Below are 15,383 nucleotides of genomic sequence, written 5' to 3'. Positions count from 1 at the left end.
CGGTCCAGGGTGTCGCTCGGGTTGAACGAAAATCGACCCGTCCGACAACGGAAAAGGCAGGCGTGGCACACGCCCGGGTCTGGGTGATTGAGGCGGGCCCCAGCATGGACTATAGGCGGCCGCGAAACTCTCACGGCCGGTGTCCCGCTGCGGGTCCCAACCGCCTCGGGAACAACGGAGCCCCCATGTCGAAATCGCTTTTCCTGGATGATTTGCAGGTCGGCCAGCAATGGCATGGCGGCCCGATCGAAATGACCGAGGCAGATATCATCCGCTTCGCGAGCGAATATGATCCCCAGCCGATGCACATCGACACCGCGACGGCCGCGAGCGGACGCTTTGGCGGCATTATCGCCAGCGGCTGGCACGTCGCCTCGGTCGTGATGCGCGATTTTGTCGAAGCCGCCCCGTTCGGGAGCACGCCGCTTCTTGGCCTCAAAATCGACGATCTGACGTGGCGCATACCCGTGCGGCCCGGCGATGTGCTTCGCATCACGCGCGAGGTCGTCGACATCGCGCATTCCAAAAGCAAGCCGGACCGGGGGGTGCTGACCATGCGAATGACCGTTACCAACCAGGAGGGCGCGGTCGTGATGGCGTTCACCAACCTCATCCAAATGCCAGCCCGGCCCGTCATCGATAGCTAGGCTCCTTCAGCAGCACCCGGCCGATAGATGTCTGTCGGCGAGCGGAAACGCTGAGGCAGTTCGAGCCTGCGACACCGCCGAGGATGGTCGCGGCAAGCACGACAAGGCCCGTCCGCCTCAGCGGCGACGAACGGTTCACCGCATCGCGCGCCTTCGGGCAAGTTTTTGTTAACCCCCTTCCTGCAGATGTCGGGCGGGGGGCACAAAGCGGCACAGGCCGCGCGAATGGAGAGTTCGCAGTGCTCGAATATGAAACAAGGCCGGCATCGGTCATGGGGCCGCTGGGCCGGCTCACTCTCGACGATCTGCCGTCCTCGTCCACGGCGCACTGGGTCAGCCGCCGCAAGGCCGAAGTGCTGGCCGCGATCGATGGCGGATTGCTCAGCCAGAGCGAGGCCTGTGCGCGATACCGGCTGAGCGTCGAGGAACTTGCCGGCTGGCGGCGGTCGATCGATCGCGCGGGCATCCCCGGCCTTCGTATCACCAGAACGCAGGAATATCGTAATCGGTTGGGCAGATGATCAATCGATGCCGGGCGTCCCCACACGCACGGCAACGGCGGGGCGGCGCGAGCAGACTGGTCCCTCTCGCGCCGCCCTTTCCAAATGCTCTGCTTCGCCGCCTCTGGGCACCGATGGCCCGCGATTAGTCACCGATCATATCGGCGAATGCTGGTGAAACACCAGCTTCCAACCATCGGGGCGCCGCACATAGGCTGAGCTGACGAGCGCCGCATAGGGTTCGCCATCGGCGCGCGTCACATCCGCCCGGTAGCTGATGATCGCAAAATCTTCGTCATTATCCAGAAGTTGACGATCCCCCATCGTCAGGTCACGCCAGCGGCTGGCGTTGGTCGCCGTCGCCGCGACCTCTTCGCGCGAATGCACGCCATGCATTTCTCCCGCCTGCGGAAAGGCGAGCAGGCACTGGCGGTCGACATGCTTCAGGAAATGATCTTTGCCGTCGAGCCAGAATCCTCGCTCGATGTCATAAAGCTCCTTTTCGAGCGCCATCTCACTTTCCCTTCAAGCGCGCGCGGGATCAACCGCCCTTCTTCTGCGCCCGCGCAGCCCGGACGCCCGCGAGAAACTGCTTTTCATTGACCTTCATCGCCAATCCTCTCGCCGAGAGGAAGAATGCGGCGCGCGGCATGGTGATATTGCCTTCGCTGGTCGCCAGCACCGCGCCCTGGGACGCCATCGCCGTAACCTTGCCGAGCACAGCGGCACCGTCGGCGCTCCGCACTTCGGCGCCCGGTTTCAAGGCTCCGTCAACCGCCGCCGCATCGGCCTCGGCCTGCCTCAGAACGGCGACGATCTTCTCCTTCGGGGCCTTCAGCGCCGGGCCCTTCGCGCTCTTCACAAAGGCATTCTTCGGAACCACCAGCCCGTTGCCGTCAATCGACACGGCCACCCTGTCTCCTGACACTTTGGCGATCTGGCCAACTTCTTCGCCATTCTGGTCATAAACCTTGGCACCCACGACCAGCGAAGCGGCAGGTGCCGGCGCTGGCGCTTGCGCCTGCGCAGCGGGGCCAGCGAGCGGTATCGCGCTCGCAAGGAATAGCGCTGCGATCGGGCCGAAGGATTTGTGCATGAAGCGCTCCTGTCGAACAAATATGCCCGCCCGTGCCGCATCGCACGACCGCGTGCCAAATGCGATGTTGCCCGGCCGTGCTACGGACGCGGCGAGCCGACGTCCCTCGCCAATCGGCGAAGACATCGGTCGGCCCGAAAGGGAGCCGGTTACCGGCGGCTACTGCGGGACGGGCGTCGGGCTGTCAGAACCCGTCGCCGACCTATATGGCGCTCTCGGCGCGCGCCGCGGATCACGCCGCCAAGCTGCTGAGGGAAGGCGCGATCTAACGGCGCGGCGGTGGAAAGGCGGGAGTTCGTCATGCCTTCGGGCGCCAACCGATTGGCCCGCACCTGGCGGACTGTCGTCGTGACAGACTCCGCTTTGCACCGGAATCTCCCTGTTTTCAGCCAAATCGCGAAGATCGGGCTGGCTGGGGCGGCAGGATTCGAACCTGCGAATGGCGGCATCAAAAGCCGCTGCCTTACCACTTGGCGACGCCCCAACAGGCCGGTGCGAGCGCGTCTATAGCGCCTCTCGGCCGCTTGGCAAGCTAGCCAGTCAGAGCCGGGTAACCCAGCCATGCGGATCGGCGGCGCGGCCGCGTTGGATGTCGACTAGCTTGTCCTTGAGCTTCGTTGTCACTTGTCCCGGGCCGCCGGCGCCGATGGTGAAGCTTGAATTGCCGCGCGTCACTTTGCCCACCGGGGTCACCACCGCGGCGGTGCCGCAGGCGAAGCTTTCGGTCAGCTTGCCGCTTTCCGCATCGGCCTGCCACTGGTCGATCGCATAGGGTTCCTCGCGCACCGTCAGCCCGGCGTCGCGCGCCAGCGTGATGATCGTTTCGCGCGTGATGCCGGGAAGGATCGTGCCGGTCAGCGGCGGGGTGACGATGCTGCCGTCGTCGAAGACGAAGAACATGTTCATGCCGCCCAGTTCCTCGATCCAGCGACGCTCGGCGGCGTCGAGGAAGACGACCTGATCGTGCCCCTTGGCGATCGCCTCGCGCTGCGCGACGAGGCTGGAGGCGTAATTGCCGCCGCATTTGGCGGCGCCGGTGCCGCCGGGCGCGGCGCGGGTGTAATCCTCCGACACCCAGAGCGAGATCGCGGGGGCGCCCGACTTGAAATAATTGCCGACCGGCGAGGTGATGACGAGGAACTGATATTCGGCCGCGGGTTTCACGCCGAGGAACACTTCGCTCGCGAACATGAAGGGACGGAGGTACAGCGCGCCGCCGTCGACCTGCGGGAACCAGTGCGCGTCGGCGGCGACGGCTTCCTTGACCGCGGCGATGAACAGTTCCTCGGGCAGTTCGGCCATCGCCATGCGGCGCGCGCTGGCGTTGAAGCGCGCGGCATTGGCCTCGACGCGGAACAGCGCCATCGAGCCGTCGTCGAGGCGATACGCCTTCAGCCCCTCGAAGATTTCCTGCGCATAATGGAGCACCGCGGTCGCGGGATCGAGCGACAGCGGGCCGCGCGGCATAACCTGCGCATCGTGCCAGCCCTGTCCCTCGGTATAGCGGATCGACACCATATGATCGGTGAAGACGCGCCCGAATGCCGGATCGGCGATCGCCGCCGCCCGTACATCGTCCGCGATCAGATTGGGGTGCGGCAGATGGGTGAAGGCGGGAGCGGACATGCGAAAACACCTGTGTTTGCTGGTTTGTGGAGCGGGCCTCTTGCCAAAGACCGGCGGCGCGCGCAACGGTAGCGACTATGCCGGATGAGAATTTTCTTTCACAAGTACCCGCCGCCTCTGCTCTTTTCTTGCGCGAAGACGAAGTGCGCCGCGGCATCGAATTCCTCTTTTTCGCGCACGCCTCGCTGTGGCGCGCGATCGATGCGCGGCTCGCCGAAAAGGAACTGGGCCGCGCGCATTACCGCGCGCTCTATTTCATCGCGCGGCAACCGGGGCTGACGATTTCGGACCTGCTCGCCTTGCTTGGCATCACCAAACAGTCGCTCGGCCGGGTGGTGAAGGAGCTGGAGGCGCGCGAATATCTGACGACGCGCCCGGGCAATCGCGACCGGCGGCAAAAGGAGCTGCGCCTGACCGATGCCGGCCGCGCGGCCGAGACAGTGATCTTTGGCATGCTGCGCGACACGATGAGCCGCGCCTATACCCATGCGGGGCAGCAGGCGGTGACGGGGTTCTGGCAGGTCAGCGAGGCGCTTGTCCCCGCCCGCGAACGCCGCCGGATCGCGATGCTGGGGAAAGATACGGGCTAGCTAAACCCAATTCCGTTCGCATCGAGCCCTTCGACTGCCTTGGCAGGCGCTCAGGATAAACTTCGGCCGCTGGCCGAAGTCGAGATGCCCATCGGTTGGGCGCTACACTGAGGGGCGTCTCGACGTCGCTCGACACGAGCGGGTTATGAAGGGTCAGCCCTCACCGCGCGCAATATCGGCAAGCTCGCGCCCGCGGTCGCGTGCCGCGCGCAGCACGTTGGTGAGCAGCGCGGCAAGCTGGCCGTCGCTGTCGAGCACGTCGAGCCCCGCCTGCGTCGTGCCGCCCTTGCTCGCGACCTGCGCGATCAGCACGCCCGGCTTTTCGCCGCTGTCGGCAAGCAGCGCGGTCGCGCCGCCGAACGTTGCGGTCGCGAGTGCCAGCGCGTCTTCGGCGGACAGGCCGAGGCGTTCGCCCGCGGCAGCATAGGATTCGATCAGGCGAAAGACGAAAGCGGGGCCGCTGCCGGTGAAGGCGGTGACAAGATCCATCGTCGAATCGTCGGCGAGCCGCACCGTCTGGCCCAATGTGTCGAGCAATGCGTCGATCGCCGCATCGTCGGCGTCGCCCAGCGTCGCGACCGCCGACACCCCGGCGCCGATGCGGGCGGCGAGGTTCGGCAGGATGCGAACCTGCGCACCTGCGTGGGGGAAGCGTGCGGCCAGATCGGCGAGCGACACGCCGGCGAGGATCGAGAGCAGATGAACGCCGCCCGTCGCGAGCGGTGCCAGCACATCGGCGACGTCGCCCAGCTGCTGCGGCTTCATGCCGAGCATGATCCAGTCGGCGCTGCCGCCCGCGGCCTGCCATTCGTCAAGCGACGCGTGCTGGGCGATGCCCGCGCGCGGCGCCGCATAGGGATCGACGATCGCGACCAGCGCCGGGTCGAGACCCGCCGCCAGCCAGCGATCGAGCATTGCGCCCGCCATATTGCCGCAGCCGACCAACAGGAACCGGCCGGAGAAATTCCGCAATGCTTTGGTCATAGGTCCTACTTTTCTGTCCTTATCGACAGCTGCTCTCGGGCCCCGACAACAGGTCGAGACAGCGTCCGTCGATCTTGTTCGCGTCCACGGCCAGGCCCATCAGCGAGGCGAGTGTCGGCATGATATCCACCGTCATCACGGCGTTGGGCTGTTCGAAACCGGCCAGCCCCTTGCGCCAGAAGAGGATCGGCACGCGGCGGTCATAATCCCACACCGACCCGTGCGTCGCGACATAGCCGATGCCCGATTCGGGGATCGGCGTGACCCGCGGCTTCAGCGCGATGATGAAATCGCCCGAACGCTGCGGATTATACGAGGCGCGCAGCTTATCCATCAGGGTCCAGGTGTCAGGCGCGCGTTTTGAAATCGAATGCGCCTCGAGTTCTTCACGCGTCACCACCGCCTCGATCTGCGGATGCGCGCGGAGGCGCGGAAGCAGTTCGGCGAGCACGGCCTTGCGCTGCGCGGCGGTCAGCGTCTTCGCCAGATAATAGTCGCCGCCATCGCCATAGAGCAGGGGCTGCGGCAGGCCGAGCTTTTCGGCCACCGCCTTGCCCATTGCTTCGGGGTCGAGCGCCTTATCGACGCGCTGCGCGTCGGGCCAGGCGTTCTGGCGGTTGCGTTCGGGCAGGTCGTGGCCGCCATGGTCGGCGGTCAGCGCGACGACATAATCGATCCCCGTCGCATCGAGCCGCGCAAAGAAATCGCCGAGCTCGCGGTCGAGCCCCGCCATCTGGATGCACATCTCGCTGCCTTCGGTGCCGGTGCTGTGGCCGACATAGTCGGTCGCTGCCAGCCCGACGATCAAGAGGTCGGTGCCGCTACCCTCACCCATCTTGCGCACCTGGCGCAGCGCGGCGGCGGTCGCGAGTACCGCGCCATCGGCCTCGGGCGACGCCATGAAACGGCGGAAGTCGCCGGCGTCGCGCGCCATGCGGCCGGTGCCGACCGAGCCGCCCTTTTCGAGCGGGATCGCGATGTCGTGCGCGGCGCAATCGGCAGGAAGCGTCAGCGCGGGGCGCGGCTGGTTAATCGCGGCGGCGATCGCGGTGCCCGCCTGCTGCGCCGCCGGCGACAAGGTCGTGCCGCGATAGCTGGTGAGCCCGGTGGGCGCGAGCCACATCAGTTCGTCGGCCTGCCGGCCGCCCATCATGATCGCCGAGCGATCCTTGCCCGATACCGAGACGACCTGCGCCTTCGGGTCGCGCGCCTTCATCAGATCGCCGAGCGTCGGCACGAGCAGATGGTTCACCGACGGCGCATATGCGCCGCTTTTCGATGTCGTCCCGGCGACCGTTTCGTCCTCGGCGCAATAGACGCGCTTGTCTTCGCGCGCGACCGACAGGTCGAAATAATTATTGGCGACGATCCCCGTGTGCGCCGGATGATTACCGGTCAGGATCGTCGAATGGCCGGGGCAGGTTTCGGTCGCGCCGTGCGCCTGATAGCCCGACGGGAAGACGATGCCCGACGCGAGCCGCGCGAGGCCGCCAGTGAAACGCCCGCGATATTCGGCGAACAAATCGGCTGAAAACTGATCGACCGCGATCATCACGACGAGCTTCGGCGCCGGGGTCGTGGCGGTAATTTTCTGTACCGGCGGCGCCGAATTCTGCGCGAGACCGGTTCCGGCGGCGGCAACACAAAGCGCGGTAGCGATGGCAGTGGACAGATATTTCAGCTTCACGGACGGCTTCTCCAAATGATGGCGGGGCATCGCCCCAAAAAGCGCGGGCTGTCCTCTCGTCGAAAGCCGCCTATATGGCAAGCCTTCGAACGATGAACGGGCGCGGGCAGAGCATGAATTTGACAAGTGAGGCTTTTGTGACACGCGCATGGCGAACCGTGCTGGCTTTGTTGGCGCTGTCGTTCATCACCATGAGCCCTGCGCACGCGCAATCGACGCATATCCAGCCAAAACTGGTCGCCGAGTCGGCGGCGCCCGCCCCAGGGAGCAGCACGACGCTCGCGCTGACGATGGCGCCCGAGGCGACCTGGCACGGCTATTGGGCCAATGGCGGCGATGCGGGTTTCGGCCTGTCGGTCGAATGGAACGCGCCCGAGGGGGTGACGATTGCGCCCTTTCGCTATCCGGTACCCGACGCGCTGATCCTGTTTGGCATGATGAACCATGTCTACGAGCATCCCTATGCGCTGCTGGCGGAGGTGCAGGTCGACAAAAGTGTCGCACCGGGGACCGACCTGACGCTATCGGGGGTCGCGAACTGGCTCGCCTGCACCGACAAGGTGTGCGTGCCCGAAAAAGCGGTGATTTCGGTCGCGCTGAAGGCAGGTGACGGCAAGATCGCGCCCGCAGAGCGCACCCGCTTCGACGGCTGGCGTGCGCTGCTGCCGCAGCCGCTCGACCGCCACGGCACTTGGGAAAAGCACGGCGACATCGTGCGCTTTGCCATCCCCCTCCCCGCCAGCACCGCGATCGACGCGCCGCACCTGTTCGTCGAGACGCAGGATGTCGTCGACTATGCCGCGCCCCAAAGTTTCAGCCGCAATGGCGACCACATCATCGTCGAAACGCGCGTGAAGGGCGAAAAAGCAGGGCCGGTTTCGGCGCTGCTGAAGCTCGGCGGCGGGCGCGGACTGTCGTTGACGCTCGACCCCGGCGCGGTTCCGGCGGCGGGCGAGGCGATCGCCGGGAAAGCCGGCGGCATCGATATGGCGCTGTTCTGGACCGCGCTCGGCGGCGCAATCCTCGGCGGGCTGATTCTCAACCTGATGCCGTGCGTCTTTCCGATCTTGAGCCTCAAGGCATTGAGCCTTGCTCGCTCGGGCGGCGATGCGCGGTCGGCGAAGATCGAGGCGCTCGCCTACACTGCCGGTGCCATCGTCACCGCACTGCTGCTCGGCGGCGTGCTGCTCGCGCTGCGCGCGGCGGGCGAGCAGGTCGGCTGGGCGTTCCAGTTGCAACATCCTGTGAGCGTGCTCGCGCTGCTGATCCTCGCGCTGGCGATCACGCTCAATCTGCTCGGCGCCTATGAACTGCCGTCCTTCGGCCGCGGACAGGCGCTCGTCGACAAGGGCGGCGCGGCGGGCGGATTCTGGACCGGCGCGCTCGCGGCCTTTGTTGCAACGCCGTGCAGCGGCCCGCTGCTCGGGGCGGCGCTCGGCGCGACGCTGGTGCTGCCAGCGTGGGCAGCACTGCCGATCTTCGGCGGGCTCGGCTTGGGCCTCGCCCTGCCGTTCCTCGCGATCGGCTTTGTGCCCGCGCTCAGGAACCGCCTGCCGAAGCCGGGGCCGTGGATGGATCGCTTCCGCAAATGGATGGCGCTGCCGATGGGGCTCACCACGCTCGCGCTGGCATGGCTGCTGTGGCGGCAACTCGGCGGCGGCGAGCAGCTCATATGGCCGATCCTCGCGGTCGCCATGGCGCTTGTCCTGCTCACGCATTACGGCTCGATCCAGCGCGGCGACCGGCGGTCGTGGTTGCTCTACGCCTCGGGGCTGCTCTTGCTTGTCAGCCTCGCGGGCACGGTGACCGAAGTCGCCGAGGCCGAACGCACTGCCGACGGCGCCGGATCGACCTTCTCTGCAGATGCGCTCGCCAAGGCGCGCGCCACCGGCAAACCTGTCTTTGTCTATTTCACCGCCGACTGGTGCCTGTCGTGCAAAGCGAACGAAGCCGGGGCGATCAATCGCGAGGCGGTGCAGGAGGCGTTCGACAAGGCGGGTGTCGTCACGCTTGTCGGCGACTGGACCAATGGCGACCCCGTCATCACGCGCACCCTCGCCGAGCATGGCCGCAACAGCGTGCCGCTCTACCTCTGGTATGCGCCGGGCGCCGCGAAACCCGAAATCCTGCCGCAGATTCTGACCCCGGGCCTGCTCACCGACAAGGTTGGCGGCTGATGGCGAAGCAGCGCGCCGACCAGCTGCTCGTCGACCGCGGCCTCGCCGAAAGCCGGACGCGCGCGCAGGCGCTGATCCTTGCGGGGCTCGCCTTCGTCGGCGACCGCAAGATCGACAAGGCGGGGCAGCAGGTTGCCGAGGATGCAGAGATCAGCGTCAAGGGCCGCGACCATCCGTGGGTGTCGCGCGGCGGGATCAAGCTCGACCACGCGCTGACCCATCTTGACTGGGACGTGACGGGCGCGGTCGCGATCGATGTCGGATCGTCGACCGGCGGGTTTACCGATGTGCTGCTGAGCCGCGGCGCGGCGCGCGTCTATGCGGTGGATTCGGGCACCAACCAGCTCGCGTGGAAGCTGCGGCAGGACGAACGCGTCATCGTCCACGAACAGACGAGCGCGCGCATATTGACGCCCACGCACATTCCAGAGCCCATCGACCTGATCGTGTGTGATGCGAGCTTCATCGCGCTGTCGAAAGTGCTTCCCGTGCCGATGTCCTTCGCGAAAGACGGCGCGCGGATGGTCGCACTGATCAAGCCGCAGTTCGAGGCCGAGCGACATGAGGTGGGCAAGAAAGGCGTCGTTCGCGACGCCGCGGTGCATGCGCGCGTTTGCGCCGACGTGCAGGGCTGGCTGACCGGCGAAGGCTGGGACGTCGTCGACCTTGTCGAGAGCCCGATTACCGGCCCTGAAGGAAATGTGGAATTTCTGATCGCGTCGGTGAAGCGAGCCGCTTGACGCTGCGCCGCACAATCGCGACACCATGCAACGGATTCGCGTGTGGGGGATAATGCGGACATGACCGAAATCGCAACGCCGGGGCAGCTTCGCATGTCCTATCTGCGCTGGGCGCTCGTCACGGTTCCGGCGATCGTGCTTGCGGGGAGCCTGTCGGGCCTCTTGTCGAACAGCGGTTATGGCAATCGCTGGTTCGCGTCGCTCGACCTGCCGCCGATCACGCCGCCGGGCTGGGTGTTCGGCACCGTCTGGCCGCTCCTCTATATCTGCCTCGGCCTGTCGCTCGCGATGATCCTCCACGCCCGCGGCGCAAAGGGGCGCGGTTTTGCGCTGCTGCTCTTCTTCGTCCAGCTGATCGCCAATTTCGCCTGGTCGCCGCTGTTTTTCGGGCAGCATCAGGTGACGACCGCGCTCTATGTGATCATCTTCATCCTGATGGTGACGATCGCCACCGCCTTTGCCTTTGCGCCGATCCGCAAGGCCGCGGCGTGGTTGCTCGTGCCCTATATGATCTGGCTCAGCTTTGCCGCGATCCTCAATTTCCAGATCGATCAGCGCAATCCCGATGCCGAAACCCTTGTCCCCGCCGCCGCCAGCACCCAAATAGGGTGACGGCAAGGGGACAGACCCCGACGAAGGAATATGAGACATGCAGAGCGAAAACCGCTTTTTCGACGATCTGGCCAAGATGGTGAACGGCATTGCCGGAACCGTCGCCGGTGCCGGCCGCGAAGCCGAGTCCGCGATGCGCGACCGCGCCAAGGAATGGGTTGGCCGCATGGATTTCGTCAGCCGCGAGGAATTCGAGGCTGTGAAGAAAATGGCCGCGACCGCGCGCGCCGAAGCTGAGGCGCTGAAAGCGCGCCTCGACAAGCTCGAAGGGGTGACGAAGCCCGCGGCGACGCCCAAGGCGGCTGCGGCGCCGAAAGCTGCGGCGAAGCCGGCCGCTGCGAAGCCGGCCGCGAAACCCGCTGCTGCGAAACCGGCAACCAAAGCCGCGGCAAAGCCGAAGGCCAAGTAATGCGTCGCCCCTGCGAAGGCAGGGGCCGCTGGCAACCTTGCGCAATGCCGATAGCGGCCCCTGCCTTCGCAGGGGCGACGAATATTCGCGGACTCGCCACGATGCGCGAGAGCCGCTAAAGGCGCGCGCATGAGTGACGATATTTACGACGACGATGACGGCCAGGATGCGGCACCGATGGAGATGCTGGCGTCCTATTTCGCCGCGCACGACTGGCCGCACGAGATGGTCGGCGAGGACGAGATCGTCGCGACCGCGCAGGGCAGCTGGACGACCTATGAGCTGCGCGCGGTGTGGCGCGCCGACGACGGCGTCATCCAGCTCCTCGCCTTTCCCGACATTCGCGTCGTCGAGGACAAGCGCGCCGCCGCGCACGAGGCGCTCGCGCTGATCAACGAGCAATTGTGGCTCGGTCATTTCGAGCTGTGGTCGAACAGCGGCACAATCCTGTTCCGCCACGGCATGCTGCTCGGCGCCGACGCATCGCTGCCGCTCGACCTCACCGAAACGCTGATCGAAAGCGCGATCGACGAGTGCGAGCGCTTTTACCCGGTGTTCCAGTTCGTGCTGTGGGGTGGCAAGTCGCCGGCCGAGGCGCTTGCCGCGTCGCTCATCGAAACGCGCGGCGAAGCCTAAGCCCTAAATCTTTTCGAAGCGGGTCAGCCCCGGCCCCAGTTCGTTCGGCCCGATCGCCAGCGGCTCGCCGCTCCAGTCGGCGACGAAGATCGTCTTGCGGCCGGTGCCTTGCGGAACGCTCGCACGATTGCCTTCGATGATCAGCCCGCGCGACGGATTGTCGCGCGCCTCGGCTGCGATCGCGATCAACGCGCCGTAATTTTCCTTGTCGCGTCCCTGGATCATCAGGTTGTTTGCAATCCGTCCGGTCGATCCCGCGGGCAGGTCGATCAGATAATTGGTCGCGGTGCCCTGCGTATCGTCGAAGCTGTTGTCGCGGATTTCGACGCGCGGCGAACGGGTCTTGAGATAATGGCCGCCGCTGCCCTTTTCAAAGCGCGTGCGCGTGACGACGACGCGGCCATAGACGCCGGTATAAACGCTGTGTGCGCAGCTGAGGCCGCGGTCGCAGCGGCCGAGGCGCGAGAAGGTCGAGCGGTCGATCGTCAGCGTCGCCGCGGGGTCGTCGGCGGTGAGGATCCCTTCCTCGCTGTTGCGGAACAGGCTGTTCACGACGTCGAGATTGCTTTTTTCGAGGCGGATGCCCGCGCCATTGCCGTCGGGGACGCGCATATTCTGGAACACGATCCCGTCGATGCGCGCGCCGGCGCCGCGCAGCACCAGCGCCGCCTTGCCCTCGCACGTCACGCCGTCGAAGATCGCCCGGCCGGGCTCGACGGCGACGAAGGCGATACGGCCCGCGGTCTGTACCGCGCAGTCGCGATGATAGCCGGGGGCGACGCGGATCGTGCCCTCGCCTTCGCCGATCGCATCGACGGCGTCCTGCAGCCGTCCGAAGCTGCGGCCCTCGACGCTGTAAGGTGCGCCCCCGGTCTGCGCGGGCAGCGGCACCGGCGCGAGAAGCAGCGGGAGGGCGAGCAGCGGCAACAAGGGCCGGCGAAGAAGTGCCTTGAACATGCCGCCGCCCATAGCGGCTTTCGGCGCGTCCGTCGTTGGCGAAGCTGGTTAATCGCGCGCCTGTCCCCTTATCGGACAGGCGCGCGGACGCAGGTTAATCCAGATTGGGCCGCAGCCAGCGCGTCGCGGTTTCGATGTCGACGCCGCGCCGCTCCGCATAATCTTCGAGCTGGTCGCTCCCGATCCGGGCGACACCGAAATACTGGCTTTCGGGATGCCCGAAATAAAAGCCGCTGACCGCCGCCGTCGGCAGCATCGCAAAGCTTTCGGTCAACACCAGCCCGGCATTGTCGCCGGCCGCCAGCAAGTCGAACAGGATCGGCTTCAGGCTGTGGTCGGGGCATGCCGGATAGCCGGGGGCGGGTCGGATACCGCGATATTCTTCCTTGATCAGCGCCTCGTTGGTCAGCTGCTCGCCGGGCGCATAGCCCCACAGGGTGGTGCGGACATGCTGGTGCAGCCGCTCGGCGAAGGCCTCGGCGAAGCGGTCGGCCAGCGCCTTCAGCAAGATATCGGAATAATCGTCCTTGTCGGCGCGGAAGCGTTCCGAATGCGGCTCGATGCCATGAATGCCGACCGCGAAGCCGCCCATCCAGTCGCCCGCCGGATCGATGAAATCAGCGAGGCACATATTGGCGCGGTCGCGGCTCTTCTTGACCTGTTGACGCAGGAAAGGAAGCGTCACATGGCGCTCCTCCTCGGCGATGTGGATCGTGACGCTGTCACCGTCGCGCGCGCACGGCCAGAGGGCGCAGACGCCGCGTGCGGTCAGCCACTTCTCCGCGATCAGCTTGTCGAGCATCGCATCGGCATCGGCCTTCAGCGCCTGCGCCGTTTCGCCGACCACGTCGTCTTCCATGATCGACGGCCAAGTGCCATGCAATTCCCACGCGCGGAAAAAGGGCGTCCAGTCGATGCATTCGCGCAAATCTTCGAGCGACCAGTCGTCGAAGCGGTGCAGCCCGGGCTGCAGCGGCGGCGCCGGCTTGTCGCTGAGATAGGCGTCGTAATAATTGGCACGCGCTTCTTCGAGGGTGTGCAGCACGCTCTGCCCCTTGCCCGCGCGCACGTCGCGGATATGGGCATAGTCGTCCTTATAGCCCTGCACATAGGCCTCGCGCCCGGTATCGCTGACCAGCGAGGTTGCTACGCCCACCGCGCGGCTCGCATCAAGGACGTGGAGCACCGGCCCCTGATAAGCCGGATCGATGCGCAGCGCGGTGTGGACCTTCGACGTCGTCGCGCCGCCGATCAGCAGCGGCATCGTCATTCCCGCGCGCTGCATTTCCTCCGCCACCGTCACCATCTCGTCGAGCGAGGGGGTGATCAGGCCCGAGAGGCCGATCATGTCGGCGTCATTCTCGTTCGCGGCTTCTAGGATCTTCGACCACGGCACCATCACGCCGAGATCGACGATCTCGAACCCGTTACACTGGAGCACGACGCCGACGATATTCTTGCCGATGTCGTGGACGTCGCCCTTCACGGTCGCCATCACGACCTTGCCCTTGCCCTTCGCGCCAGGCTCCTTCGATGCCTCGATGAAGGGCAGCAGGTGCGCGACCGCCTTTTTCATCACGCGCGCCGATTTGACCACCTGCGGCAGGAACATCTTGCCCGACCCGAACAGGTCGCCGACGACGTTCATCCCGTCCATCAGCGGCCCCTCGATCACCTCGATCGGACGCGGCATCAGCAGGCGCATTTCCTCGGTATCGTCGACGACATAGGCGTCGATGCCCTTGACGAGCGCATGTTCGAGCCGCTTGGCGACCGGCCAGCCGCGCCATTCCTCGGCCGCCTTTTCCTGCGCGGGGTTGCTACCCTTATAGCGTTCGGCGAGTGCGATGAGCCGCTCGGTCGGGCTTTCGGCTTCGCCCTCGACCTTGCGGTTGAGCACGACATCCTCGACCGCCTGACGGAGTTCGGGGTCAATCGTGTCGTACACGTCGAGCTGGCCGGCGTTGACGATTGCCATGTCGAGCCCGGCGGGGATCGCATAATAGAGGAAGACGCTGTGCATCGCGCGCCGCACGACTTCGTTGCCGCGGAAACCGAAGGACAGGTTCGAGAGGCCGCCCGAGAAATGGACGTGCGAGCAGCGGACGCGGATTTCCTTCACCGCTTCGATGAAATCGACCGCATAATTGTCGTGCTCTTCCAGCCCTGTCGCGACCGCGAACACATTGGGGTCGAAGATGATATCCTCGGGCGGGAAGCCGATCGTCATCAGCAATTTATAGGCGCGCTCGCAAATCTCGATCTTGCGCTCTTTGGTGTCGGCTTGCCCGACCTCGTCGAACGCCATCACGACGACCGCGGCGCCATAAGCCATGCACTTGCGCGCATGTTCGAGGAAAGGCTCCTCGCCTTCCTTCATGCTGATCGAATTGACGATCGGCTTGCCGGGAACGCATTTCAGCCCCGCCTCGATCACACTCCATTTCGAGCTGTCGATCATCACCGGCACGCGCGCGATGTCGGGCTCGGCGGCGATCAGCTTGAGGAAGGTCGTCATAGCATATTCGGCGTCGAGCAGACCCTCGTCCATATTGACGTCGATGACCTGCGCGCCGTTTTCGACCTGCTGGCGCGCGACCTCGACCGCCGCAGTATAATCGTCGGCGAGGATCAGCTTCTTGAACGCCGCCGATCCGGTGACGTTGGTGCGTTCGCCGATATTGACGAAGCTGGATGAGGCGGCGGTGGTCATCGGGTAATC

The 15,383-nt window shown here is 65.7% G+C and carries 15 protein-coding genes and 1 tRNA gene; 8 read left to right on the top strand and 8 right to left on the bottom strand.

Translation table 11 applies throughout. The annotated features are described in order from the left end of the window. Positions 1 to 185 precede the first annotated feature (185 nt). Both ACTJI5_RS20835 and sciP read left to right on the top strand, forming a co-directional pair. Positions 186 to 647: a MaoC family dehydratase gene (locus tag ACTJI5_RS20835; RefSeq protein WP_440861643.1), complete on the top strand. Its 462-nt coding sequence runs from the start codon at positions 186 to 188 to the stop codon at positions 645 to 647. Positions 648 to 886: 239 nt separating this feature from the next. Beyond that, complete coding sequence (gene sciP, locus ACTJI5_RS20830; RefSeq protein ID WP_269433268.1) at positions 887 to 1,168, top strand: CtrA inhibitor SciP; 282 nt, start codon at positions 887 to 889, stop codon at positions 1,166 to 1,168. Positions 1,169 to 1,303: 135 nt separating this feature from the next. On the opposite strand, the gene ACTJI5_RS20825 is transcribed toward sciP, so the two are convergent. The 4 genes from ACTJI5_RS20825 to ACTJI5_RS20810 form a co-directional block, all read right to left on the bottom strand. After that, positions 1,304 to 1,660 carry a hypothetical protein gene (locus ACTJI5_RS20825; protein ID WP_310251652.1) on the bottom strand — a complete coding sequence of 119 codons (357 nt, stop codon included), beginning with the start codon at positions 1,658 to 1,660 and terminating at the stop codon, positions 1,304 to 1,306. A gap of 28 nt (positions 1,661 to 1,688) precedes the next feature. Further along, positions 1,689 to 2,243 carry a hypothetical protein gene (locus ACTJI5_RS20820; protein ID WP_440861642.1) on the bottom strand — a complete coding sequence of 185 codons (555 nt, stop codon included), beginning with the start codon at positions 2,241 to 2,243 and terminating at the stop codon, positions 1,689 to 1,691. Between the two features lie 409 nt (positions 2,244 to 2,652). Continuing rightward, a tRNA-Gln gene (locus ACTJI5_RS20815) sits at positions 2,653 to 2,727 on the bottom strand. A gap of 56 nt (positions 2,728 to 2,783) precedes the next feature. Beyond that, positions 2,784 to 3,869, bottom strand: a complete 1,086-nt coding sequence (locus ACTJI5_RS20810) for a branched-chain amino acid aminotransferase (RefSeq protein WP_058536835.1) — start codon at positions 3,867 to 3,869, stop codon at positions 2,784 to 2,786. 77 nt (positions 3,870 to 3,946) lie between these two features. On the opposite strand from ACTJI5_RS20810, the gene ACTJI5_RS20805 reads away from it, so the two are divergent. After that, positions 3,947 to 4,459 (top strand): MarR family winged helix-turn-helix transcriptional regulator, encoded by a 513-nt coding sequence (locus tag ACTJI5_RS20805; protein WP_440861641.1) that lies wholly within the window; start codon positions 3,947 to 3,949, stop codon positions 4,457 to 4,459. Between the two features lie 153 nt (positions 4,460 to 4,612). Here the strand turns inward: ACTJI5_RS20805 and proC are convergent, their stop codons facing one another. Beyond that, positions 4,613 to 5,443 carry a pyrroline-5-carboxylate reductase gene (gene proC, locus ACTJI5_RS20800; RefSeq protein WP_440861640.1) on the bottom strand — a complete coding sequence of 277 codons (831 nt, stop codon included), beginning with the start codon at positions 5,441 to 5,443 and terminating at the stop codon, positions 4,613 to 4,615. A 19-nt stretch (positions 5,444 to 5,462) separates the two neighbouring features. After that, on the bottom strand, positions 5,463 to 7,160 hold the full coding sequence (locus ACTJI5_RS20795; protein ID WP_440861639.1) for an alkaline phosphatase family protein: 1,698 nt from the start codon (positions 7,158 to 7,160) through the stop codon (positions 5,463 to 5,465). 83 nt (positions 7,161 to 7,243) lie between these two features. Here ACTJI5_RS20795 and ACTJI5_RS20790 point away from each other — a divergent pair, with 83 nt between their 5' ends. The 5 genes from ACTJI5_RS20790 (at position 7,244) to ACTJI5_RS20770 (ending at position 11,704) form a co-directional block, all read left to right on the top strand. Beyond that, positions 7,244 to 9,307: a protein-disulfide reductase DsbD family protein gene (locus ACTJI5_RS20790; RefSeq protein WP_440861638.1), complete on the top strand. Its 2,064-nt coding sequence runs from the start codon at positions 7,244 to 7,246 to the stop codon at positions 9,305 to 9,307. Further along, positions 9,307 to 10,047, top strand: a complete 741-nt coding sequence (locus tag ACTJI5_RS20785) for a TlyA family RNA methyltransferase (protein WP_440861637.1) — start codon at positions 9,307 to 9,309, stop codon at positions 10,045 to 10,047. Before ACTJI5_RS20790 ends, ACTJI5_RS20785 begins: the two co-directional genes overlap by 1 nt. Before the next feature lie 60 nt (positions 10,048 to 10,107). Next, positions 10,108 to 10,659 carry a TspO/MBR family protein gene (locus tag ACTJI5_RS20780; protein WP_056372140.1) on the top strand — a complete coding sequence of 184 codons (552 nt, stop codon included), beginning with the start codon at positions 10,108 to 10,110 and terminating at the stop codon, positions 10,657 to 10,659. Positions 10,660 to 10,696: 37 nt separating this feature from the next. After that, the gene (locus ACTJI5_RS20775; protein WP_440861636.1) at positions 10,697 to 11,068 is read left to right on the top strand and encodes an accessory factor UbiK family protein; all 372 of its coding nucleotides are present in this window, start codon (positions 10,697 to 10,699) and stop codon (positions 11,066 to 11,068) included. 129 nt (positions 11,069 to 11,197) lie between these two features. After that, the gene (locus ACTJI5_RS20770; protein WP_058536841.1) at positions 11,198 to 11,704 is read left to right on the top strand and encodes a YbjN domain-containing protein; all 507 of its coding nucleotides are present in this window, start codon (positions 11,198 to 11,200) and stop codon (positions 11,702 to 11,704) included. Between the two features lie 3 nt (positions 11,705 to 11,707). Here ACTJI5_RS20770 and ACTJI5_RS20765 read toward each other — a convergent pair whose 3' ends face one another. Together ACTJI5_RS20765 and metH are read right to left on the bottom strand one after the other, a co-directional pair. Further along, positions 11,708 to 12,661, bottom strand: coding sequence for a right-handed parallel beta-helix repeat-containing protein (locus ACTJI5_RS20765; protein WP_440861635.1), 954 nt, complete (start codon positions 12,659 to 12,661; stop codon positions 11,708 to 11,710). A gap of 94 nt (positions 12,662 to 12,755) precedes the next feature. Then, complete coding sequence (metH, locus tag ACTJI5_RS20760; RefSeq protein WP_440861634.1) at positions 12,756 to 15,374, bottom strand: methionine synthase; 2,619 nt, start codon at positions 15,372 to 15,374, stop codon at positions 12,756 to 12,758. Positions 15,375 to 15,383 lie beyond the last annotated feature (9 nt).

The organism is Sphingopyxis sp. 22461, assembly GCF_052044915.1.
Classification (GTDB): domain Bacteria; phylum Pseudomonadota; class Alphaproteobacteria; order Sphingomonadales; family Sphingomonadaceae; genus Sphingopyxis.
Note: the sequence above shows the minus strand (reverse complement) of the source record. Positions and strands in the feature narration are given on the sequence as shown.